Source organism: Ruminococcus albus AD2013 (assembly GCF_000526775.1).
In the GTDB taxonomy this organism is placed as follows: domain Bacteria; phylum Bacillota; class Clostridia; order Oscillospirales; family Ruminococcaceae; genus Hominimerdicola; species Hominimerdicola alba_A.
On the sequence record NZ_JAGS01000001.1, the window covers coordinates 3379013 to 3402537 of the forward strand.

General features: G+C 44.8%; 20 protein-coding genes and 1 tRNA gene. 11 read left to right on the forward strand and 10 right to left on the reverse strand.

Translation table 11 applies throughout. From position 1 onward, the window contains the following. Position 1: 1 nt before the first annotated feature. The 6 genes from N773_RS0115230 (at position 2) to N773_RS0115255 (ending at position 5699) form a co-directional block, all read left to right on the forward strand. Positions 2 to 1081, forward strand: coding sequence for an acyltransferase family protein (locus N773_RS0115230; protein WP_024858595.1), 1080 nt, complete (start codon positions 2 to 4; stop codon positions 1079 to 1081). Continuing rightward, positions 1038 to 1925, forward strand: coding sequence for a dTDP-4-dehydrorhamnose reductase (rfbD, locus tag N773_RS0115235; RefSeq protein WP_024858596.1), 888 nt, complete (start codon positions 1038 to 1040; stop codon positions 1923 to 1925). The genes N773_RS0115230 and rfbD overlap by 44 nt, the downstream gene beginning before the upstream one ends. Before the next feature lie 16 nt (positions 1926 to 1941). Further along, entirely contained in the window at positions 1942 to 3006 is a 1065-nt protein-coding gene (locus N773_RS0115240) for an NAD-dependent epimerase/dehydratase family protein (protein WP_024858597.1), read from the forward strand. Position 3007: 1 nt separating this feature from the next. Next, positions 3008 to 4240: a nucleotide sugar dehydrogenase gene (locus tag N773_RS0115245; protein WP_024858598.1), complete on the forward strand. Its 1233-nt coding sequence runs from the start codon at positions 3008 to 3010 to the stop codon at positions 4238 to 4240. A gap of 75 nt (positions 4241 to 4315) precedes the next feature. Further along, on the forward strand, positions 4316 to 4639 hold the full coding sequence (locus N773_RS0115250; RefSeq protein ID WP_024858599.1) for an inorganic diphosphatase: 324 nt from the start codon (positions 4316 to 4318) through the stop codon (positions 4637 to 4639). Between the two features lie 142 nt (positions 4640 to 4781). Continuing rightward, on the forward strand, positions 4782 to 5699 hold the full coding sequence (locus N773_RS0115255) for a magnesium transporter CorA family protein (protein WP_024858600.1): 918 nt from the start codon (positions 4782 to 4784) through the stop codon (positions 5697 to 5699). A gap of 52 nt (positions 5700 to 5751) precedes the next feature. Here the strand turns inward: N773_RS0115255 and N773_RS0115260 are convergent, their stop codons facing one another. Then, positions 5752 to 6774, reverse strand: coding sequence for a CPBP family intramembrane glutamic endopeptidase (locus N773_RS0115260; RefSeq protein ID WP_024858601.1), 1023 nt, complete (start codon positions 6772 to 6774; stop codon positions 5752 to 5754). A 354-nt stretch (positions 6775 to 7128) separates the two neighbouring features. Between N773_RS0115260 and htpG the strand changes: the two genes are divergently transcribed. Continuing rightward, entirely contained in the window at positions 7129 to 9021 is a 1893-nt protein-coding gene (gene htpG, locus N773_RS0115265) for a molecular chaperone HtpG (protein ID WP_024858602.1), read from the forward strand. Between the two features lie 315 nt (positions 9022 to 9336). Here the strand turns inward: htpG and N773_RS0115270 are convergent, their stop codons facing one another. After that, the gene (locus N773_RS0115270; protein ID WP_024858603.1) at positions 9337 to 10311 is read right to left on the reverse strand and encodes a Gfo/Idh/MocA family protein; all 975 of its coding nucleotides are present in this window, start codon (positions 10309 to 10311) and stop codon (positions 9337 to 9339) included. Between the two features lie 332 nt (positions 10312 to 10643). Between N773_RS0115270 and N773_RS0115275 the strand changes: the two genes are divergently transcribed. Next, the gene (locus N773_RS0115275; RefSeq protein WP_242840400.1) at positions 10644 to 14294 is read left to right on the forward strand and encodes a hybrid sensor histidine kinase/response regulator; all 3651 of its coding nucleotides are present in this window, start codon (positions 10644 to 10646) and stop codon (positions 14292 to 14294) included. A 71-nt stretch (positions 14295 to 14365) separates the two neighbouring features. Here N773_RS0115275 and N773_RS0115280 read toward each other — a convergent pair whose 3' ends face one another. Then, positions 14366 to 14611 carry a hypothetical protein gene (locus tag N773_RS0115280; RefSeq protein ID WP_024858605.1) on the reverse strand — a complete coding sequence of 82 codons (246 nt, stop codon included), beginning with the start codon at positions 14609 to 14611 and terminating at the stop codon, positions 14366 to 14368. A 209-nt stretch (positions 14612 to 14820) separates the two neighbouring features. After that, a complete protein-coding gene (locus tag N773_RS0115285; RefSeq protein WP_024858606.1) occupies positions 14821 to 15165 on the reverse strand; it encodes a type II toxin-antitoxin system PemK/MazF family toxin in 345 nt (114 codons plus the stop codon). Between the two features lie 348 nt (positions 15166 to 15513). Between N773_RS0115285 and N773_RS0115290 the strand changes: the two genes are divergently transcribed. Next, positions 15514 to 15597: transfer RNA gene (locus N773_RS0115290), tRNA-Leu, on the forward strand. Positions 15598 to 15737: 140 nt separating this feature from the next. Here the strand turns inward: N773_RS0115290 and N773_RS0115295 are convergent. The 3 genes from N773_RS0115295 to N773_RS20345 form a co-directional block, all read right to left on the reverse strand. Beyond that, the gene (locus N773_RS0115295) at positions 15738 to 16949 is read right to left on the reverse strand and encodes a tyrosine-type recombinase/integrase (protein ID WP_024858607.1); all 1212 of its coding nucleotides are present in this window, start codon (positions 16947 to 16949) and stop codon (positions 15738 to 15740) included. Between the two features lie 108 nt (positions 16950 to 17057). Then, complete coding sequence (locus N773_RS0115300) at positions 17058 to 17246, reverse strand: helix-turn-helix domain-containing protein (RefSeq protein WP_024858608.1); 189 nt, start codon at positions 17244 to 17246, stop codon at positions 17058 to 17060. A 340-nt stretch (positions 17247 to 17586) separates the two neighbouring features. After that, on the reverse strand, positions 17587 to 18915 hold the full coding sequence (locus tag N773_RS20345) for an AAA family ATPase (RefSeq protein ID WP_242840401.1): 1329 nt from the start codon (positions 18913 to 18915) through the stop codon (positions 17587 to 17589). A gap of 630 nt (positions 18916 to 19545) precedes the next feature. Here N773_RS20345 and N773_RS0115320 point away from each other — a divergent pair. Beyond that, positions 19546 to 19965, forward strand: coding sequence for a hypothetical protein (locus tag N773_RS0115320; RefSeq protein ID WP_013497277.1), 420 nt, complete (start codon positions 19546 to 19548; stop codon positions 19963 to 19965). A gap of 109 nt (positions 19966 to 20074) precedes the next feature. Further along, positions 20075 to 20665 (forward strand): DUF5104 domain-containing protein, encoded by a 591-nt coding sequence (locus N773_RS0115325; RefSeq protein WP_024858611.1) that lies wholly within the window; start codon positions 20075 to 20077, stop codon positions 20663 to 20665. Between the two features lie 448 nt (positions 20666 to 21113). Here the strand turns inward: N773_RS0115325 and N773_RS21900 are convergent, their stop codons facing one another. The 3 genes from N773_RS21900 to N773_RS0115335 all read right to left on the reverse strand — a co-directional run bounded on the left by N773_RS21900 (position 21114) and on the right by N773_RS0115335 (position 23480). Then, a complete protein-coding gene (locus N773_RS21900; RefSeq protein ID WP_080678401.1) occupies positions 21114 to 21314 on the reverse strand; it encodes a tyrosine-type recombinase/integrase in 201 nt (66 codons plus the stop codon). Positions 21315 to 21898: 584 nt separating this feature from the next. Beyond that, a complete protein-coding gene (locus N773_RS0115330; protein ID WP_024858612.1) occupies positions 21899 to 22762 on the reverse strand; it encodes a sensor histidine kinase in 864 nt (287 codons plus the stop codon). 13 nt (positions 22763 to 22775) lie between these two features. Further along, a complete protein-coding gene (locus N773_RS0115335; protein ID WP_242840402.1) occupies positions 22776 to 23480 on the reverse strand; it encodes an ABC transporter permease subunit in 705 nt (234 codons plus the stop codon). Positions 23481 to 23525: the final 45 nt, after the last annotated feature.

Below are 23525 nucleotides of genomic sequence, written 5' to 3' on the forward strand. Positions count from 1 at the left end.
GATGTCCGCGAAGCGCAATTATTCAACTGACTTGCTTCGTTGTATACTGATGATAATGATTACTGCACATCATATCATCGTTCATACATTAGATCTCAAAGCCCTCGGATCGGGCAACGTAAGACCCGATCAATTTCCTTTTTCACTGTTTTTGCTGAACTCGTTCTGCATCATAGCCGTTAATGCGTTTTTTTTCATCAGCGGTTATTACTCAATAAAACTGAAATCAAAAAAGATCGTACTGCTGTACGTTGAGATGGTGTTCTACTTGTTCATCTGGTACCTTGTCATGCTATTTACAAAACAGTTCACGCTGATGTCGGGGCAATCGCTGAGATATCTGGTGAATGTGGCGTTCCCGATATCGACGTACTGGTTCATGGGCGCATATTTTCTGCTTTGTATCCTTGCGCCCTTCGTCAATGAATTTATAGATTCACTTGACGCTGAAAAGCAGAAAAAACTGCTGATAACGCTTAGCGTGGTGGCAGTGATCTACGGTTTTGTTTTCGACTGGGACGGCATCGGCAGAGGTCATACATTCTTGCACGGACTGTATATGTACTTTGTGGGTATGCTGTGCAGAAAGAACATGGAAAAGCTTCCAAAAAGCAAGCTTCTATATCTGGGGATATATCTTGTGACTTCGGCGGCTGTTGCCTTTGCGGCTTTTGTGATGTACAGACGCTCACATTCCACCCTTTCGTGGTATATTTACAGCTACAACGACCCGCTTATCGTGCTGGGCGCTGTGGCACTTTGCCTGCTGTTTATTATCTGGGATTCATACGGACCGATATCGGAATTTTCGAGCAGGATATCAAAATATGTGCTTGCCGTATATCTTATAACGGTAAACCCGGCAGTAGTTTTTTATCCCGTAAAGAAATTCATGGAGACCCACAACAGTCAGCCTGTTGTCATCTCTTCGATAATCGTATACTCGATAGCACTTTTTGCTGTATGCATAGTTATCGATCTTCTCAGGGACAAGCTGTTTGCGGCGATAAACAGAATACTTCATCTGGAGGATTTATATGAAAATATTTGTAACTGGTATTGGCGGTCAACTCGGTTATGATGTTATAAATGAACTGAAAAAGCGCGGTCATGAGGCTGTGGGCTCGGATATTTTCGACAGTGTTGAACAGGATGTTGAGTACAGAAAGCTTGACATCACCGACAAAGAAGCAGTCGAAAAAACACTCACGGAAGTAAGACCCGATGCTGTGATACACTGTGCCGCATGGACTGCTGTTGACGCGGCAGAGGATGAGGAAAATCTCCCGAAAGTACGGGCGATAAATGTTGACGGCCCGCAGAATATCGCAAATGTCTGCAAAAAGCTGGACTGCAAGATGATACAGATATCCACCGATTATGTTTTCGACGGACAGGGCGAAACTCCCTGGCAGCCCGACTGCAAGGACTACGCACCCCTGAATGTTTACGGACAGTCGAAGCTTGACGGCGAACTTGCGGTAGCCAACACCCTTGAAAAATATTTCATCATCAGGATAGCATGGGTATTCGGCGTTAACGGAAATAACTTCATCAAGACCATGCTGAATGTGGGCAAAAAGTATCCAGAGGTACGTGTGGTAAACGACCAGATAGGTACACCCACCTACACCTTTGACCTTGCAAGACTTCTCGTTGATATGGCTGAAAGCGATAAGTACGGATACTACCATGCTACCAACGAGGGCGGATATATAAGCTGGTACGACTTCACCTGCGAGATATTCAGACAGGCGGGTTATGATACGAAAGTCACCCCAGTGACAACTGCGGAGTACGGACTTTCCAAGGCGGCGCGTCCTTTCAACAGCAGACTTGACAAGTCCAAGCTTGCAGAAAACGGCTTTGAGCCTCTGCCCGCATGGCAGGACGCAGTAGCAAGATATCTGAAAGAAATTAAATAATCGGGTGGTCATATAAATGTTTGACAATAATATAAAAAATGTTTTTGTTACAGGTGCGGCGGGATTTATCGGCTCGAATCTGGTAACAAAGCTGTTCGGTATGCTTGATGGTGTATGTATCATCGGGCTTGACAATATGAACGATTACTACGATGTAAGCCTGAAAGAGTACCGCATAGCAGAGATAGAAAAGGCTGAAAAGAACAGCAAGTGCACTTTTAAATTCTATAAAGGCGACCTTGCCGACAAGGCACTCATCACGAAGATATTTGAAGAACACAAGCCCGAGATAGTTGTGAATCTTGCGGCACAGGCGGGTGTGAGATATTCCATCGAGAACCCCGATGCTTACATAAATTCCAATATGATCGGATTCTACAATATCCTAGAAGCCTGCCGTCACAACCCTGTTGAGCATCTTGTTTATGCAAGTTCTTCCAGCGTTTACGGCGGAAACAAGAAAGTTCCATTCAGCACCGATGATATGGTAGACCACCCTGTTTCACTGTATGCGGCTACCAAAAAGAGCAACGAACTTTTTGCCCACGCATATTCAAAGCTGTACAATATCCCAACAACGGGCCTTCGTTTCTTTACCGTTTACGGCCCTGCGGGTCGTCCCGATATGGCGTATTTCGGATTCACCAACAAGCTTGTGAACGGTGAAACAATAAAGATATTCAACTACGGCAACTGCAAGCGCGATTTCACTTTTGTTGACGATATCGTTGAGGGCATAGTTCGTGTTATGCAGAAAGCCCCCGAGAAGAAAAACGGAGAGGACGGTCTGCCTGTACCGCCTTATGCGCTGTACAATATCGGCGGCGGCACTCCCGAAAATCTGCTGGATTTCGTACAGATACTCAGCGAGGAACTTGTCCGCGCAGGGGTACTGCCCGAGGATTATGATTTTGATGCGCACAAGGAACTTGTACCGATGCAGCCGGGAGATGTTCCCGTGACTTACGCGGACAGCACCGCACTTGAGCGCGATTTCGGTTTCAAACCGACCATCGACCTGCGCACAGGTCTGCGCCGTTTTGCGGAATGGTACAAGAATTTCTATATGGGAGGAAAGTAATATGAAGATCGCAGTTGCGGGTACAGGATATGTGGGTTTGTCGCTGGCTGTATTGCTGGCACAGCATAATTCTGTTACCGCTGTTGACATCGTACCCGAAAAGGTGGACATGATAAACAGTAAAATATCACCCATTCAGGACGATTACATAGAGAAATATCTTGCCGAAAAAGAACTCGACCTCACAGCAACTCTTGACGGTGAGAGCGCATACAAGGACGCTGAATTTGTTATAATCGCAGCCCCCACCAACTACGACCCGAAGAAAAATTTCTTCGATTGCAGTGCGGTGGAAGCGGTTATCGGACTGGTACAGAAAGTAAATCCCGATGCGATAATGGTAATAAAATCCACCATACCCGTTGGATATACCAAGAGCGTGCGCGAGAAGTTCGATACGAAAAACATAATTTTCAGCCCCGAATTTCTGCGTGAAAGCAAGGCTTTGTACGATAACCTCTATCCCAGCCGTATCATTGTCGGTACCGATACAGAGGACGAAAAACTTGTAAAAGCCGCACATACCTTTGCGGAACTTCTTCAGCAGGGCGCAATAAAAGAGGATATCGACACTCTGTTTATGGGCTTCACCGAGGCAGAAGCTGTAAAGCTGTTCGCCAATACTTACCTCGCACTCAGAGTTTCTTATTTCAACGAACTCGACACCTATGCCGAAATGAAAGGTCTTGACACACAGCAGATAATCAGCGGTGTCTGCCTTGACCCGAGAATAGGGAGTCATTATAACAATCCCAGCTTCGGCTACGGCGGATACTGTCTGCCGAAGGATACAAAGCAGCTGCTTGCAAACTACGAAGATGTTCCACAGAATATGATGTCTGCTATCGTTGAATCCAATCGCACGAGAAAGGATTTCATTGCGGACAGAGTGCTTGAAAAGGCAGGATACTACTCTTCAAACAGTTCGTGGGATTCCACCAGCGAAAAGAACGTGGTCATCGGTGTTTACAGACTTACCATGAAATCCAACAGTGATAATTTCCGTCAGTCTTCAATTCAGGGCGTTATGAAGCGTATCAAGGCTAAGGGTGCAACAGTTATAATCTACGAACCCACCCTTAAAGACGGCGAGACATTCTTTGGAAGTCAGGTCGTGAATGACCTTGACAAGTTCAAGTCTGAATCTGCGGCTATCATTGCCAACAGATATGACAGCTGTCTTGATGATGTGCGTGAGAAAGTTTACACAAGAGACCTTTTCAGAAGAGATTGATATGAACCATTCAGCCACGGTATTTCCGATACACTTTCGGAAATGCTGTGGCATTTCTTGTTGCGGAGGTGCAGAATGATAGGAGATATTGTTACCGTCACAGTTGACAGACCCCTCGGCAGTTATCACCCCGAGTATAAGGATATGTATTATCCGATAAACTACGGATATATCGAGGGCATCATCGCCCCCGACGGCGAAGAACAGGATGCTTACATTTTAGGCGTTGATGAACCTGTTGAAAAATTTACGGGTAAGATCATAGCTGTCGTTCACAGGGCTGATGATGTTGAAGAAAAATGGGTGGTCTGCCCGATGGATAAAACATTCAGCAAAGAGGAAATAGCGGAAAAGATACACTTTCAGGAACAGTATTTCCAGTCGGAGATAATAATGTAAAAAATCTGCCGCGAGGTCTGAAAAAAGACTTCGGGGCAGAAAATTTTTGTTGATTTTTTTGGAATAAAGTGTTATAATATATTTACGGCGAACGATTATCATTTTCGGTTCGCTGTAATTTATCGTACCGGAGGACAGCAAAATGTTATACTATATCAAAAACACTCTTGAAAAAGCGGAAGATACCACAAGCGGCAGACAAGGGGCTAAATATGTGGCGGTGCTTACTTCTGCGGAATGGGCAGAATATAAGGATACTTTCGATATGGGTATAGAAATGGATATTGATCTTACTTCGGTACACACCACAAAGGCTGAGGTGAACTACGATTCGCTGACGGGTACATTTTCTGTGCCTGACCGCAAATGCATCTCTGGGCCGAAAACGAATTTTGCCTTTGCACTTGATGAGAAAGGTATAGTTTTCATAGATGACAGCGGCATGGTGGAAAAAATATTGCAGAACATTATCCGTACCAAAAAATGGGTACTGCCAAGCCTTGAAAGATTCATTTATGATTTTCTTGAACAGATAGTAACGGGAGATCAGGCGGTACTTGAAACCCTGGACAAGGAACTTGATACCATCGAATCGAGGATACTTGAGGGTTCGGAAACTGATCCATCACTGAGAGTCAGCCGTATAAGAAGCGACCTCAGGGATATGCGTATACATTACGAACAGCTTCAGGATCTTGCACAGGAACTGGAAGAAAATGAGAACAATTTCTTTATAAAGGATAACGTCAGATATTTCCACCTGTTCAATCAGCGCATATCGCGCCTGCATGATATGACCGCTTCTCTGCGTGACTATTCTATACAGATACGTGACCTTTATCAATCCAGACTTGAAGTGAAGCAGAACAGGATAATGACTATCCTGACAGTGATAACATCTATCTTCATGCCCCTGACCCTTATCGCGGGCTGGTACGGTATGAACTTTAAATATATGCCCGAACTGGGATACAAAGCATCATACCCGATAGTGATCGCGGTCAGCGTACTTATAGTTATCATCAGCCTTATATTTTTCAAGAAGAAAAAATGGTTGTAAGGGTAAAGAGATATCAAAAAACGGCAGAACGCCGCGTGGAGCTTTCAGTGCTTTACGCGGCGTTGCTTTCTATCAGGCCGTCAGCTATTCTTATTATCAGTATGACCAGATATAAGATGACTGCGGGTCTGGTGAAAATGGTGATCATTACCTTCTTCTTCTCGCGGGATGTCTGACCGTCAGCGGTGCTGAAAGCGCTGGCTCTGGTCAGCAGTACGTAGAATCCGATAACTGCGGCAAGTATCTGCATGATACTGCTGACGGTGGAAGTATAGGCAAATCCCATAGCCTTGCCGAGTGTGGAGAAGCTCACGACGATATTATTCAGCGAGTGTATCACCAGTGACGGCATTATCGAATTACAGCTGACCGCAATGCAGGCGTACATAAGTCCTGTGCCGAAAGCCGCTACTGCCTGGGGGATATTTCCATGCATCAGACCGAAGCAAAGTGCTGAAAAGAAAATGGCAGGAAATTCGCCGTACTTTGAAAGGGCACTCAGTATCATTCCGCGGTAGACTATCTCTTCGATAAGCGGTGCCATAATGGCTATATACAGGAATTGAAGTGCTACAGCCGCTGTTGATGGCTTATCTATGGAAAAATCGGCTTCGGGTATGGTAACGCCTGCCTGATCCATGAAATTCACGAATATTGCCACTATGGCTGACATGACTATATTCATCACAAAGCAGGCGGGGAAGTATCTCAAGCCTGTTTTTGCTCCGTTGACCGAGGGCTTAAGATAACCTCGGAAGCTGAATCCCAGCACTATCCAGCCGAAAAGCAGGGTCAGTATCAGCGAGGACGTTGTCAGCGTTGTATTCATAAGCATGGAGTAGGTCGAGGTGGATATTTTGTCCGCATAATCACTTTTCAGAAGATCTACCGCGCCATTGTAGGAATGGAATTCCCCCGAAAGCACACGGCAGGTCACTATAACGCCCAATATGCTCATCATGGAAAGAAATAGCCTGTACAGTATCAGCATGACGCCGAGTTTCAGGCAGTCGATCTTCAGCGAGCTGTATTTCTCACCGCTGTTATTCTGTATGTAGATGACTTCGTTGTTCAAATAGATGTCAGCTCCTTTTTGGATATATAAATTCAGTATATCACATAATCGTACAAAAGTAAAGTATTCGGTAAAGTGTGATACTAAATTAATGGGGCGGTGTATATACACGTACCAAAATATACGGTCGTATACTTTGGTATATGTTCGTATTTTTTTGTTCTCACCTTTTGAGTGGCAGTTTGTTGTTCGGTTGACAACACCATTGCGATGGTTTGTTTATAAATTGTAAATAAATAAAAGATATTTTGTGTAACCTCTTGCATTTTCATGTATATGAGGTATAATATATTTAGCACTCGGATACACTGAGTGCTAAAATGTTTGTAATAAATTTTAAGGAGAGGAAATATAATGGAAACCAAGCAGTTCAAAGCGGAGTCCAAAAGACTTCTGGATATGATGATAAACTCCATCTATACTCACAAGGAGATATTCCTGAGAGAGATAATCTCCAATGCCAGCGATGCTATCGACAAGCTGTATTTCAAGTCCCTGACCGATACGAGCGTAGGTCTCAACAAGGACGATTTTGCTATACAGATAAAGGCTGACAAGGAAGCAAAGACCCTTACTGTCGAGGATAACGGTATCGGTATGACAGAGGAAGAGCTGGAGAACAATCTGGGTACTATCGCACAGTCAGGCTCTCTTGCATTCAAGACAGACAACGATCTTGGTGAGGACGTTGATATCATCGGACAGTTCGGCGTAGGTTTCTATTCCACTTTCATGGTGGCTAAGGAAGTTCGCGTGCTGACAAAGGCTTATGGCAGTGACAAGGCATATCTGTGGAAGTCCAACGGAGTTGACGGCTACACCATCGAGCCTGCTGAGAAGGAGACTGCGGGCACTGTCATCACTATGGTGCTGAAAGAGGATACCGAGGACGAGAAGTATTCAGAGTACTGCGAGACATGGCGCATACAGCAGCTGGTCAAGAAGTATTCCGACTATATCCGTTTCCCCATAAAGATGGATGTTGAGCATTCAAACTATGCCGAGGAGGGTGAAGAGCCTACCACCACCATCGAGACAGAGACCCTCAACAGCATGACACCTATCTGGAAGAAGAACAAGAGCGAGCTGACTGAGGAGGATTACAACAAGTTCTATTCTGAGAAGTTCCTTGATTATCAGGAGCCTATCGCTCACATACATTCCAAGAACGAGGGCATAGCTACCTATGATGCTCTGCTGTACATTCCTTCAAAGGCGCCTTTCGATTACTATTCCAAGGATTACGAAAAGGGTCTCCAGCTGTTCTCCAGCGGCGTGCTGATAATGGATAAGTGTGCAGACCTTCTGCCTGACTGGTTCAGCTTTGTAAAGGGTGTTGTTGACAGTGAAGACCTTTCGCTGAACATTTCCCGTGAGATGCTGCAGCAGGACAGACAGGTCAAGATAATCGCAAAGAACGTTGAGAAGTCCATAAAGAACGAGCTTGCAAAGCTGCTGAAGAATGACCGTGAGAAGTACGAGAAGTTCTTTGAGGTGTTCGGTCTCCAGTTCAAGTTCGGAATTTACCAGAGCTATGGCGCTGCGATAGATACCCTGAAAGACCTGCTTCTGTTCAAGTCTACCTTTGAGGACGGCAAGAGCGTAACTCTGAAAGAGTACGTTTCCAGAATGAAAGAAGATCAGAAGTACATCTACTATGCCTGCGGCGAGACCAAGGAGCGTATAGACAAGCTGCCCCAGATCGAGAAGATCAAGGACATGGGCTATGAGGTTCTCTACATGACACAGGACGTTGACGACTTCTGCCTGAAGGTAATGCTGAACTATGACGGCAAGGCATTCAAGTCCATCAGCGATGCCGATGTTGATCTCGACACCGAGGAGGAGAAGGAAGAAGTCAAGAAGCTGGACGAGGAGAACAAGGATATGTTCGCCTTCATGCAGGAGACTATCGCTGACAAGGTTAACAAGGTACGCCTTTCCAAGAAGCTGAAATCTCACCCTGTATGCCTTTCAAGTGACGGCGGTATGATATCTATCGAGATGGAGAAGGTACTCAACGCAATGCCCCAGAATGACGCTAACCGTGTAAAGGCAGACAAGGCGCTGGAGATCAACCCCAATCACGAGATATTCGGCAAGCTGCAGAAGCTGTACGCTGAGGACAAGGATACCCTGAAAGATTACACCAAGCTGCTGTACGATCAGGCATTGCTGATAGAGGGTCTCTCCATCGATGATCCAGTTGAGTTTGCAAACCTGGTATGCAAGCTCATGGTTCAGTAATTCACTTCTATCAATTCATAATTCACAATTCATAATTGCCCTCGGCTGGGCAGGTCGTTTCCGCCTATTATAGGTTCGCGGTGAAGATAAGTATCGTGTGACGGGGGTCAAAGGATTGTGATGAAGATAGTATCTATGATACTGAAAATATAGCTAATAAAAAATGTGCGCTTATCGCGGAATTGCGGTAAGCGCATTTTTGTGTTCTTAAAATTGTCAGAGTTGGAACGTATTCTTGATGTTTACTTACGATAACAAAACACACTATCCGCCCTGTCAACAATTATGAATTATGAATTGTGAATTATGAATTGGCTAGACTTCCTGGGGGAATTTCAGTCCCCACGTTTTTCTGCATTCGTCCATTATGCGCATGATGCTGAGGGTGTCTTCGGGTGGGACGGCTTTGCTGGTTTTCAGTCCCTCGGCAAGACATTTCTCGGCTTCTCTTATCTCGTATTCGTAGCCGTTTATCTCGGGTGGGAATAGCCTGTCCTCTATCTGTCTGCTTTCGGCATCGTACAGTGTACATTCGGGGGAGCAGAAGAACCAGTCGCCCATGGTGATACTGCCCTTATCTCCTGCGATAACGGCGTTGTTGCGGTTCTGTATCTCAAATCCCGATGTGGTAGATGCGTATGCGCCGTTGGGATATAGCAGAGTCACACTGTTTGAAAGGTCGATACCGCCGCTGATGTGGGCGTGGGTCTCGATGGAAGCGGGTTCGCCCATAAGTGCCACAGCAAAGGTGATAGGGTACACACCGAGGTCAAGCAGAGCACCGCCGCATTCGGGCTTGAAGAGCCTGTCGTTTTTATCAAAGGGGATAAAGTTGTTGAAATCCGCCTTGATGTAGCGGATTTCGCCTATTCGCCCCTCTTTTATCCACTGCTTAACTTTAAGGTAGGCGGGACGCATCTTCATCCACATGGCTTCCATAAGGAAAAGTCCTTTTTCTTCGGCTTTTGCGAACATTTCCTCAGCCTGCTTTGTGTTCAGTGCGATACTTTTTTCGCACAGGACGTTCCTGCCGTTTTCAAGGCATAACAGCGTGTCCTCGTAGTGTTTGTGCATGGGTGTTGCTATATATACGATGTCTATGCTTTCATCTCGTGCAAGTTCCTCATAGCTTCCGTAAGCCTTTTCAAAGCCGAATTCCTCAGCAAAGCTCTGTGCGTTTTCAAGAGTTCTTGAAGCTACTGCCGCAGTCACAGAACTGTTTTGTTCTTTCAGTGCAGCCGCAAATGTTCGTGCTATTTTTCCTGTGCCGATTATACCCCAGCGTGTCATAAATACACTCCTTTCGATTGATATTTATTTTGTTTATTATATCATATTTTTTCCACGATTGTAAAGTATATCCCCGATATTTATCCGCTTTTCACAACACGCTATGCCGCGAATTGTTTATTATTTCCCCAGACGTCAAATAATGCGGATACCTTAATTTTCCATTATCCATTTTACACTATTTGCTAGCTGTTATTTCTCACTCTGTCCCTTAAAAAGGACTTGAAAGCATGAGGAAGATGTGATATAATTAAATGGAGATAATTATAAGCAAAAGGTGGTGAGAGCGTTGAAAAAAAAACAGTGCGACATTTGCGTTCCTGATAGCTGTGGTGCTTCTGGTGATAGCTATGATATCGGAGATAACTCTGGTCTTCACTGTGAATTCACAGCAGGCTGATGAAACAGGCAGCAGCAGACTGGAGATAGTCAGCCGTGAGCTTGAACAGACAGTAAACGATGTCCGCAGCAAGGCTATGCGCTTCGCTGTGACGGCACAGAACGATATTGACGACCGTGCAAAGCTGGAAAAGCTGGTGAGGGAATATAAGAATGAGATACGTCCTGAGACCGATGGCGTTTGCTATAATGTATATATTGCGGGAAATGGCTGGTATATCATACCGGATTTTGACGCTCCTGCCGATTATGATGTAAATGAGAGAAGCTGGTACAAGGGCGCTCTGCGCAGCGGGGGAAGAGCCTACGTTACCGACCCGTACATTGATGCGGCTACAGGGGATATCTGCTATACGGTATCAGTAATGCTGGCAGACGGCGAGACTGTTGTGGCTATGGATTACACCATGCAGGATATCAGGCGGCATATCTCGAAGATGTATGCCGATGGCGAAAAAGAAGCTGTGATAGTCACTGAAAAGGGCGTAATCGCAGGCTGTACCGATGAATCCCATGTGGGCTGTGAAATTATGGAAGAAATGCCCGAATACGGAGGCATATTCTCACTTGCTAAAGGAAGCGACGGTTCCGTGCACTTAAGGCAGAAGGGGCAGAACCTGTTTGCGGTAAGATCGGGATTCGGATGGTACCTTATCGTCAGCGAGGATAACTGGTCGCTGTACCGCAATTCGTATATGCAGATGCTGGTGATGATAGGCATATCGCTGGCAGTGTTCATAATGCTGGCAGTGATGTACATCAATACCGCACGTTCGGCGCAGCGCTCCCGCAAGATGCTGGAACACAATGAGGTCTTCCTGAAAAGCCTGACAGCGGGTTTGCAGGAACCTCTGCACAAAATAATATCCGCGGCAAATTCGGAAAATCTGAAGAACTCAGCGGGTCATGAGAGAGAGTTCGAGATCATCCGCGAGAGCGGGCATAAGCTTGGTGACATGATAGGAAAGATAGTTTCCTATAACAGTATAGTAAAAAAGGAGAACACCGAAAAGCGCAGGCGTGACAGAAGCAAGGGGCTGACGATCGATGCTCATTTCAGGCGGCTGATAATAGTCGCTCTTATGCTGGTTTTCGTCATGAGTATGTATGTGAATACGATCTCTACCCTGAGATGGGGAAAATCACAGATGAGGGAGGAGCTTGACGGCTATTCGCAGAAGCTTTCATCCTGGGTCAGTGCCGAGAAAAGCGTGCTGGATATGTTCTGTTCCATGGTATCCGCCGAGCCCTCGCTTGTTGATGACTACGACAGGGCGGTAAAGCGGCTGGACGATATAACCTCGCAGTACAGTGATATCTCGGTGAGCTATATTGTCAATCCCGAATGGGAACATCCTGTTATAATGAACAACGGCTGGGAGCCCGATGACAGCTGGCACGTTGAGGACAGGGAATGGTACAGAGACCTTGCAGGATCAGAGAAAGGCTGGTGCATATCAGCTCCGTATTTTGATGAGCAGACAGGTGTATACTGCGTGACTTTTGCAAAAAAAGTTTACGATGCCCATACAGGCAGATATATCGGCAGCTTCGGCATAGATTTTTATATGGATAAGCTGGTGGATCTGCTTGGCACAAGCTATTCGGGTAACGGCTATGCTTTCATCACCGATAAGGAGGGTACTATAATCAGCCACCCCTACGGCAGTTACAGGCTGAATGGGGACAATATCACCAATGTGGCAGAACTGCCCTATGTTTCGGCTGAACCCGACGGCAGCAACGTTTCGATAATATCCGATTACGACGGAAAACTTCGTGTTGCCATAGCAAGCACCCAGACAGAATCGGGTTTCACGGTGTATGTTATGAGGAACGTGCGGAGCGTTTACGGCAGTGTGCTTGTGTACGGCGCTATATGCGTTGTGGTACTGCTGGGCTGCACGATCACGGTGTATATCCTGATGCATCATCTGATAGCTTTGCAGAACAGGGCTAACCATCAGCTGAAAGAATCAGCTGAATCGGCTATCGCGGCGGACGAAGCAAAGAGCACTTTCTTAGCACAGATGTCTCATGAGATAAGGACGCCGATAAACGCAGTCCTCGGCATGAATGAGATGATACTGCGGGAATGCAGTGATAACAGCATAAAAGAATACGCACTGAATATACAGAGTGCGGGACGGACACTGCTCTCGCTGATAAACAGTATACTGGATTTCTCGAAGATAGAGGACGGCAAGATGGAGATAATCCCTGTTACCTACTCTACGGCTTCAATGATAAACGACCTTGTAACATCGGTGGCGGCAAGGGCGGCTGACAAGGAACTGAAGCTCATAGTCAATGCGGATGCCGAGCTCCCTTCAAAACTGATAGGTGATGATATGCGCATAAAGCAGGTGATATCCAACCTGCTGACCAACGCTGTGAAGTACACGGAAAAGGGAAGTGTAACTCTTACGGTGCGCAGCGAATCTGTTCAGGATGACGATATCACGCTGTATGTTGAAGTAGGTGATACGGGAATAGGCATCAGGGAAGAGGATATGGGGGCACTGTTTGAATCTTTCAGGCGGCTTGACGAACAGCGCAACAGGAGCATCGAGGGCACAGGACTTGGCATGGCGATAGTCACCAAACTGCTGGGAATGATGGACAGCGAGCTCCATGTAGAGAGCATATACGGTGTGGGAAGCACTTTCTGGTTCAGTCTGCCTCAGAAGATATCCGACCATGAGCCTATGGGTGACAATATCCGCAGGAGCACGGTAAAGGAGAATGAATCCGATACCCATATCTACGCACCCGACGCCGAGGTGCTGGTGGTAGATGACAATGAGATGAATATCAAGGTGGCTGTGAGTCTGCTGAAAATGTACGGCATTGTCCCCGAGACTGCATTGTCAGGTTATATGGCGCTTTCACTGATACGTGAGAAGCAGTATGACATTGTATTCCTTGATCATATGATGCCAGGCATGGACGGCATAGAGACCCTGAAACGTGTCTGTGATGAGGGTATGCGCGATACGGACGCCGCCTTTATCGCCCTGACGGCCAATGCAGTCGTAGGTGCGAGGGATATGTATATCCGTGAGGGATTTGACGATTACCTTACAAAGCCCATCGACAGTGAACTGCTTGAGAAGACCCTGAAGAAGTATCTGCCTGAGGAGAAGGTCACCACAGTCACGAAAGACGCAGCGAAGCACGATGGAAAAGCCGATGAGGACAGCTTTACCCTGAAAGAGCTTCAGAAGATGAGTTCACTGAACGCTTACGTCAACCCTGCTGTCGGGCTGGGGTATTGTATGGATTCAAGGGAGTTCTATCTGGACACTCTTGACGGTTATCTGGAAGCCGACAAGGTCATTCCCATAAAAGCAGCTTTTATCGAAAAGCGATGGGAGGATTACAGAGTGAACGTCCATGCAGTTAAGAGCGCTTCACTGACAATAGGTGCGCAGATGCTGTCGGAGAAAGCGAAGGCTCTGGAATTTGCCGCAAGAGACGGTGATACGGACTATATTCTGAGCAATCACGATGCCTTTATCGATGATTATTCACGCTGTCTGGCGGGTGTTGAAGAGATATTGAAAGTATTTGCAGATAACTGATAAAACAAGGCACTTCTGTCCTGCTTGACGGAAGTGCTTTGTCTTGCATTACAGGCTTTCGGATACTGCCTTTAGCCCTTATCGGTGTCGGGCGGTATCACAGGTTCGCCTGTGGACTGGTTTATCCATACCCCTTGGGAGTTCATGCCATAGTATTCACCTGTGGAGATATCCCACACGGTTGAACCGGGTGCGATAGTCCTGGGGATCGAAGCCCCGAGATAGGGGATTTCCTCGGCGCTGTCGACGGCAAACGCCATTCGGCATACAGCGGTATCTTCGCCCATGCCTATGAGTTGTTCTTTCAGTATAGTCATATTTCTGTTCCTTTCGTGATAAAAAACTTTTTGCACCCGACCGATGGGGATACGGTATCGGGCACGGTGATAATGAAAAACGTTTTTCACTATCAGCGAAAACTATTGAAAAGTTGTACGTTTTTGTACAACTCTTGCAGAAATATGTCTGAGTTAAAAGAAAAATCATGAAGACGAACAATGTCATCACGATGGCTTTGTGTAAAATGCTATCCGCCCAGTCCGAAACTCACTGACAGTGCGGAATCAACAGCTGACATAGCGCCCTTGTCAAGTTGTCCCATCTTCTCACGAAGCCGACGCTTATCGAGGGTGCGTATCTGCTCTAAAAGCACTACCGAATCCCGCGAAAGTCCGCACCCTGTACCCAGGGTGATATGTGTAGGCAGACGGGCTTTATCCTGTCTGCTGGTTATCGCCGCTGCTATAACCGTGGGCGAATGGCGGTTGCCGATATCGTTCTGCACGATAAGCACAGGACGAAGCCCGCCCTGTTCCGAGCCTACAACGGGGCTGAGGTCAGCGTAATAAATGTCACCTCTGTGAACGGTCATATAAAAACACTCCTTGTGGATAAGATCTCTGTGGATATTATTCCCGTTTTGCGCGGGATGATGCACCGGCATAAAATTTCTTCCGTTGTATTATATGCTGACGGACTTCCTTTCGACAACAGGTAGGTGAGTATCGATATTAGCCTGAAAAACATGAGCCTCACGGGATATCGCAGGAAAGGTCACACTAATAGCTTGAATTTTAGTATATAAAAAATAATATGTGGTATATAAAAACGAATATAATAATGTTTTTTTTTGAAAAATGCTTGACATTTGCTTTCCTACATGATATAATAATTAAGCTGAATGTGTGAAATTCAGTTCCCTCAAAGATAAGAAATAAATGCGGCAGTGCTGGAACTGGCAGACAGGCACGTTTGAGGGGCGTGTGTCCTAGACGTACGGGTTCAAGTCCCGTTTGCCGCACCAAACCAAAACCTCGTAAACACGGCGTTTGCGAGGTTTTTTCATGCCTGAAAACTAGGTTTGGACTTTATTTTGGACCTTATTGGGAAAAAGTTTTGGCGGGAGCCCTGTGTATAGAGCTCCCGCCGAATTTTCTTGGTGCGTTATCCTGCTTCTTTCCCCTCAATGACCTCCGCCATGATATTGCTCGCTCGACGCTTGCTTTCTGCGAAGTAATGACTGTAAGTAGACATCGTAGTCACAGGTGTGCTGTGACCTAACATCGCCGCCACCGTGGTTGGGTCAACTCCTGCTTCGATTTCGACCGATGCGAAGAAATGTCTGAAGCTGTGCAAACCATAGAATGGGAAATTCCTGCGTTCACACTCCCGCATCAACCAGGTGTAAGGCGTGTTCGGGTGCATAGGCTGACCATCCCATTTGGTGAACAGGCGGTCGTGTTCCTGCCACTTGTCTCCGAGATTTGCTTTGTAGCTGTCCTGATCGTGTTTGTAAGCTTTCAGCAGACCGATGACAGCAGTCGGAAGATCTACAAGCCGCGTTGACTTCTCCGTTTTGGTCGCATCGGAGTAGATGCCTTTGTCAGCAGTGTAGTTTGAAGTATGATCGATCATCACCGTTCCGTTTTCAAAATCTATATTCTTCCACTCGATACCAAGCAGTTCACCACGTCTGCAACCTGTGTATATCGCCAGCGTAAAAAACACCTTGTATTTCATCGGCGCTTCACGAAGAATCTTCATGAACTCACGTGCCTGTTCTTTTGTGTAGATGTGCTTTTCAGATTTCTTGTACGCTTTGCCGCTTGCATCGACCTTAGGTATGATGACTTTTGAACACGGATTTGCACTAACCATGTCCAGTCTTATCGCATACTCGAATATGGATGAGATGAAAGATAAATGATGTCGCATTGTCTTTTGCGACAACGGTTTTTCGTTACGTTTGTTAGCACCGGGCTTTGCAAGAGAGTTTATGAATTTCTGAATGTCCCGAGCAGTTATCTTGTCGATGCGCAGATGTCCAAGCGCAGGGATGACCCTGTCTGCAATGAGATGTTCACGTTGTAAAGTCGTACTGCGGTGGTTGAGTTCAGCATACTCGGTCGCCCACATCTCAATGACTTTCTGGAACTTGACAGCCGCAGTCACCTGACCATGTGCGCACTCCTCCTCGAACAGTATCGCAATGCGCTGTATCTCTTTATCTGCCTGTTTTGCAGACATATTTTCAGGCGGTTTCCAACTCTTGAACCTCACCATCTGCTTTCCGTGAACATCATAACCGCAGTACGCACGAATGCGGTATGATGTAACTTCGCCTTTCTTGTTTTTTCGTTTTTCAATGTACGCCATGTGTTTCATCCTTTCGATTTATATTTGCCTGTCGGCAACAACACCATATCACAAGACTTACGGGATTGCCAGCCGACAGACGAACGTTAATTACTGCAACATATTTTTCTACCGAACCACTAACTCACCGCTCAGATATTTGTGCAGTATCTCTTTGTTTATCAGATACTTTTTGCCCGCTTTGAAGCAAGGCAGTTCACCCGACCTGCACATCTCACGCACACGGTACTCCGTTAGTCCGTCCACAAGTGCAGCAGCTTCTTTTATTGTCAGCATTGTAATTTTTGTTTCAGCCATTCAAATATCACACTCCTTGATGTCTCATACATTTTGTCTTGTGATAAATCTGCTGTTCATTTTAGATCTTCCTTTCTATTTGAAATTCAGGGCTTGACGCCACGCAAAACCCGCGTACCTACGCGCTTATCTCGCGATTTTTGAAATATTGACACCACACTTTTCTGAAATTTGCGGGATTGACGCCAATTACCGATACGCCAAAACCCCCGTAGAATGCGGTCGGCGTTGCCGTCCGCTGTGAGATTTGCGGCGAATTGACGCCGCACTTTAACCTGCACATCGTTTCCTCCTGATATATCTGCCCGAATAATACGATACGTGTAAATATCAAATCATACTATTCCGCAACAATATCGCTCACAGCCGCGCACAAATCGCTTGTGTGGCGTTTTGTTGGCGTGGTGGAGTAACCACCCGACAGGCGATATTTGTCGGGTACTATATCGCCTCGCTCTTCGTAGATTTTTTGCCGTAATCTTGCAGCACTTCTGCGTACAATATCCTCGAATGACATTCTCACAACAGGTACACGCTTGCCGTTGATGAGAACATACTCACTGCCTGAACCGTCACCCTCACGACCTTTGCCGTCACCCACAGCTGAGCCGTCACCCTGCTCAGACAACGTATCTAAAGGCTTTTCGACACTTCGGGTGCCGGCTGGACAGCAGCTCTCGGGGTACAGCAACCTGCCGTCACTGCTGTCACCCGCACGGTCATAAGACAGTTCCAACCAACGTTTTCCGTGGCTGCGTTTTATCTCAAAGCTCACACCATAGCCCCGAAGTTCATATCCGTGCTGCATTAGTTTCTTGCTGACCATGTTGCTTGGCAGGACTAATCCGAAACGATTTTCAAGTTCTGCACTCAACTCGGTCGCCGTTGCTGACAGCTTTTCTTTCTCCGACATCATGTCATGGACTGCGAACACAAAAGTATCTGGCGGCTTGTCCTCACGTTCATCTGTAAGTACCCAGCGTGCACCTTGCCTTGTGAGAGACAATTCACTGTCTTCAATATCACGACCTGTCGCGTACAGCACAGCCTGACCGCCGCACCGCTTATCCTTTTTCAGAACAAGCATACCGTCCACACAACCATTCAGACCAGTGCTCCCCGAGATCATATTGAACGGATCGCTGTCTGCTGCTTTGCGCAGGTGATGAACAAGAACTATGCTGATGCTCAACTGTTCTGCGAGAGTTTTCAGCGGTATCAACTCAGCGTAGTCGCTGCCGTAGCTGCTGTCCGTTTCGCTCCGCACCATCTGCAACGTATCGATGACCACCAACCGAAGGTCATCATGTTCCGACTTGAACTTGACTATCTGTTCGCACAGTCCATCGCCTATCGTGTCTGCTTTCAAAGCAAAGTGAAGCTTCTCCGACGGCTCATCGGTCAGTTCATACAGCCTGGATTGTATTCTCTGCCAGCTGTCCTCGAGACAAAAATACAGCGCCGAGCCTTGCCGTGTCGGACGATCAAGCAACTTTTCTCCTTTCGATATTGCAAGGCAAAGTTCCAGCGCCAACCACGATTTCCCCACCTTGGGTGACCCTGCAAGAATGTACAGCCCCTGCGATATGAGACCTTCCACTGCGAACACAGTGGGCTTGTAGAGCGTGGTCATGATCTCCTCGCATGATTTTGTTTTCAGTTCTCTCAATATATCGACCTCCTTTTCACTTGTATAAGGAAAGATGAACGTGTTTTGATACCCCTGTTTTACAGAATATTTAAAAACTTTTTATTTATTGAACATTCAGCAGGGTACGAAATTGTCAAATGTGCAGATCTTTTTTTCTCCTACTTGTATAGGGTAAGATGTCCGAGTTTTTACACCCCCTCTTTACAAAAAATTTAAAATATTCTATGTTTTGCACATATGGAACGGTCTAAAGTTGTTATTTATGCCGATGGAGAATTGTATATAACATCGAGAAAGAGCTTAGTTGATCAACGTATTATGTTGGTTTTTCTGAAATAATTAACCTGTTGACACTTTATACTTTAATATGATATAATTTTTATCTGTGGGTTATTTATAAAATATGATTCACATTGCCATATTGGCGAAAACAGTATAAAGCAACGATTCGTCAAGGAATTTGGGATGGAAAAGGACAATTGCGTGGTTCTTTACAGAGAACCATAACATATGATAATAAAACTGTAATAATTAACATTGATCCTAGTTTGGATAATGTTGAATTTGGTCAACTTATCGATTATTATGTAGGTGATGATTTGAAAGGGTTTAAGGAGCTTATTACTATACAACAAGGAGAGTGGTAAAGTGGATTTTTATGAAATAATTCCAGGTAAAAGTGTTGGCAGATACAGTATAGGTGCAAACTACGATAGTATTATTGAACATCTTCGTACTGAAAAAATACCATATAAAACAACCGATAATAATTATGTAAAAAAAATAATCACAGCTGATATTGTTTTCTGGTTTAAAGATAAAGTACTGATCCAAATAATGGTATATAATGATTTTAAAGGTAAAGTAAAAGGAAAGGTCGGTATTGGCTCTTATCTAAGTGATGTTGAAAAGTTCATAGGGAGACCGGAAGAAGATGGACAAAATATCGAAACAATCTACATAATAAAAGATCTTCCAGGCATTTGTTTTGAATTACAGGATAATGATATTGATGAAGAGTGGAATGAAAATACAGCACCAATAGAAACAATCAGTGTGTTTAAATAATAGATGATCGGTACGATTAAAATTATTTATTCTGTAATGTGGACAGGGAAAAAACGCACAAAATAATAATTGACGGAAATACAGTTTGGATATTAGGAGGACATCTATAATGTACAGAATAAAACTTATGCTAGTGCTGGTTTTATCGTGTACGCTTCTTTCTTCTTGTACATCTGATATTAGCAGTATCCATGATGAGTCAGAAGAACTTAAAAGCACAGAAAGTTCTCCAGCTGAAAGATTCAACCCTCTTACCGATTATAAAAAATATGGAAAACAGATGGATGATTTTGCAGAAGATGTTGCGAATGGCTTTATAAACAAAGACTACGAAATGATAAAACAGAATTTCTGTCAGAGATCCCTTGATACTTACGATCTGAATACGGATATAAATAATGTTTTTGAAAAGATCGGTTCTGATATATTATCATATGGAGAAATTAATCATGCATTTGGAGGGAAAACATTCGGCGGTGGAAATGTCAGCAGATTGACGGGTTCGGTTGAGATCAATGATGTTAAAACTGAAGATAATTCATATGTGATACATATAAACTGTGTAATGAAGTACGATGATGACAATTCAGAGATTGGTATACAAAATATCAACATAACTCCAAGCGATTGGAAGGCTCGTGAAGATCCGGAACATGAGTATTTTTGGGATATCGGTGAGGTATATGGCAGTTGGGATTGATGATGTGTATGACGACGGTAAGAAAAACGATACATACATATCCAAGACAGCAGCATGATGTTGAAGGCATAACCGAGTTTTTTGTAGAATATTTTTGAACCTTCGGACCTTATTTGGACTTTATCTCCGCCAAAGACTGCATGAGACCACCTCAAATCACTTGAAGTTCATACCTCAGAAACGTCGCAACACCGCAGATAAGCTGAGATAACATTCAATTACAATGGGCAGCGGCTATCGTTCAAGTCCCGTTTGCCGCACCAAAGAAAAGCCCGAAACTACGATGTTTCAGGGCTTTTTTATTTTGCTTTTTTGGGTTTTGGTCATTGTTTGGTCATTATCCATTTTTTTATAAAATAATTGATGTTTCCTGAAATATTCCAAATCACATAAAAACAGAGCTGACCGATCAAAGCCTGCTCTGTTGAAATGTATTAAATTTGATACATTATTCTGCTTTTCTCTGCTTACCCTCTGTGAGGATATCAGCAACCACGCCCAGCGCCTGAGCTTCACGATCTTGAAAGGCTGCGGCATAGATATCAAGTGTTGTACTTGCCTGAGAGTGACCAAGTACGCTTTGATCGGTCTTTACATCTACGCCCGAGCTGATAAGCAGGCTTGCATTTAAGTGACGGAAGCTGTGCAGGTTTACTTTCGGAAGATCACCAGACTATCAGCAGGGGAGCTTAGTGAGCCGTTGTCGCTTCTTGAAAGCCTGAACTATATCAGGATAATAGTGGAACACGGCACCAGAGGCAAGCCAAAAACGATAATACAAGTCAATCCCACCACTAAATTGACAAAAGTTGACACGAAGATGTCAACTTTATAACCCTCGAAAAATAGGGCTTTCAGAGGTAAAAACATGAAAGTTGACAAAATTGACAGGGTAGTAAGGATACTTTAAAAAAGTAAATTTACCATATATTGGAAATTACCTGCTATTTTTTCATTTCTCCTCTTACCTTGTCAACATTGTCAATTTTCTCAAAAACAAGGTTTAAACGCCGTAAAATAGGGGTTTTTAAAGTTGACAGAACAGTGTCAATTTGTGTCAATTTTGTCAACTTTTGTATTAGCGTGCTAAAGTGAAAGGAAGAAGTTTATGTTTATACGAACCGATGATAACAGACTTATCAGCACTGACTATATATCAGACGGGGGGCGGGCTCTTTTTGTCATTGTACGTTTTTACTGGTGCGGTTCATCTTTCTCCGTGCCGTTGTATTATTATAGAATGATCTTTATCATCAGCCGATCTTCATCATAGTCAGCTGTGATAGTACCGCCCATACGATCCACAAGTGTTCGGGCGATGGAAAGTCCCAGTCCCGTTGAGTTGCGTGCGACCTCGACGGTATAGAACCTGTCAAACAGCTGTTCTACCTCCACCGCTGACAGATCCTTTGCGGTATTTGTGAATGTGATCTCGCCCTTATCCGTAAGCGTTATCTCCAGATCGCCGTCGCTGTATTTCAGTGCATTGTTGAGCAGATTGGAAAATACTCTTGCCAGATCTGATCTTCGCATATTACGGACTATGCTGATATCTGTGATATCTATCTGCGGTATTATGCCCCTCTTTGTCAGCACGGGATAAAATCCGCCGATACTCTCTTCAAGCACCTGATTCACATAAACTTCCTCCGTATCCTGTTCACCTTCATCTGATAATATGACAGAATAGCGGAACAGTTCCTCGGTGAGTTGTTTCATGGTCTCTGTGCGTTCTTCTATGGTGCTGATATATTCCCTGATCTCTGAAATATCATCGGTCTTGCCGATCATATAGAGATTTCCCGCTATTGCCGTCAGGGGTGTGCGTATATCGTGTGATATGTTCGTTATCGCGGTTTTCAGTTCGGTATTGCCATGATGATATTGCAGATACTCCTTGCGCAGATCTTTCAGCTGACGGTTTATCTGTATTGCCAGTTCCTGCATACGGCGGTCATGGCTAGTGATAGTTATGGGTGTATTTGTATCGGAAGTAAGTCTGTCCCGTATTTCATCTGTTATCTCTCTTGCGGATCTTCGCATTATAAGTATCTTGCACACAAGCAGAATGATAAGTATGACAAGACAGACTATCATAAACATGGCTCCCTTATTTCAAATTCTTTTTCTTAAATATCAAAGCACCACAGATCGTTATGAGTACTGCTGCTATACACATCGATGCTTCGCTTCTCACCATTTCCGAATGAGATTCTTTCTCGTATTCATACAGTTCTTCAGAGTAATTTGTGCAATAGCAGTATGACATAAATGAATTGATGGATACATTCGGATTACTGTCACGGATCACCGTTACGATATTTCGCTTGATACCGCGGGGATATTCAGGATTTTCTTCCTGTGTTATTTCTACTATGTCGTCCATATCCTCGGTTTCTTGTAATTCACCTGCTACCGTAAAGTAATCCCCGTTAGCCTGATGATATACATTGTAGAATTCGGGTTCATCAAGCATTCCATCTGCATTATAGCCGATAACATTTACCAGAAAGACCAGTAAGCCCCCGATAATCGCGGCTGCTGTTCGGTTTGCAGTGACAAAGCATACGAACACTATCATAATGCCGATAAAGATGTAGGCTGTAAATATCAGCGCCAGCGAAAGTATCAGATAGTTCATTCTCTGTAAATAAGCTATATGATAGGCGACCAGAGGAACAGCTGTAAGACAGAACATGATAGTCGATATCAGAACTGTAATAAGCACTTCGGAAAGATAAACGATATGCTTTTTGTGCCCTGAAGATATCTTGTTCCTTATTACTCCCGAACTGAATTCTGTGCCGATATTCATAACACATAAAATAGTATTTGCAATAATACTGAAAATAAAGTAAAA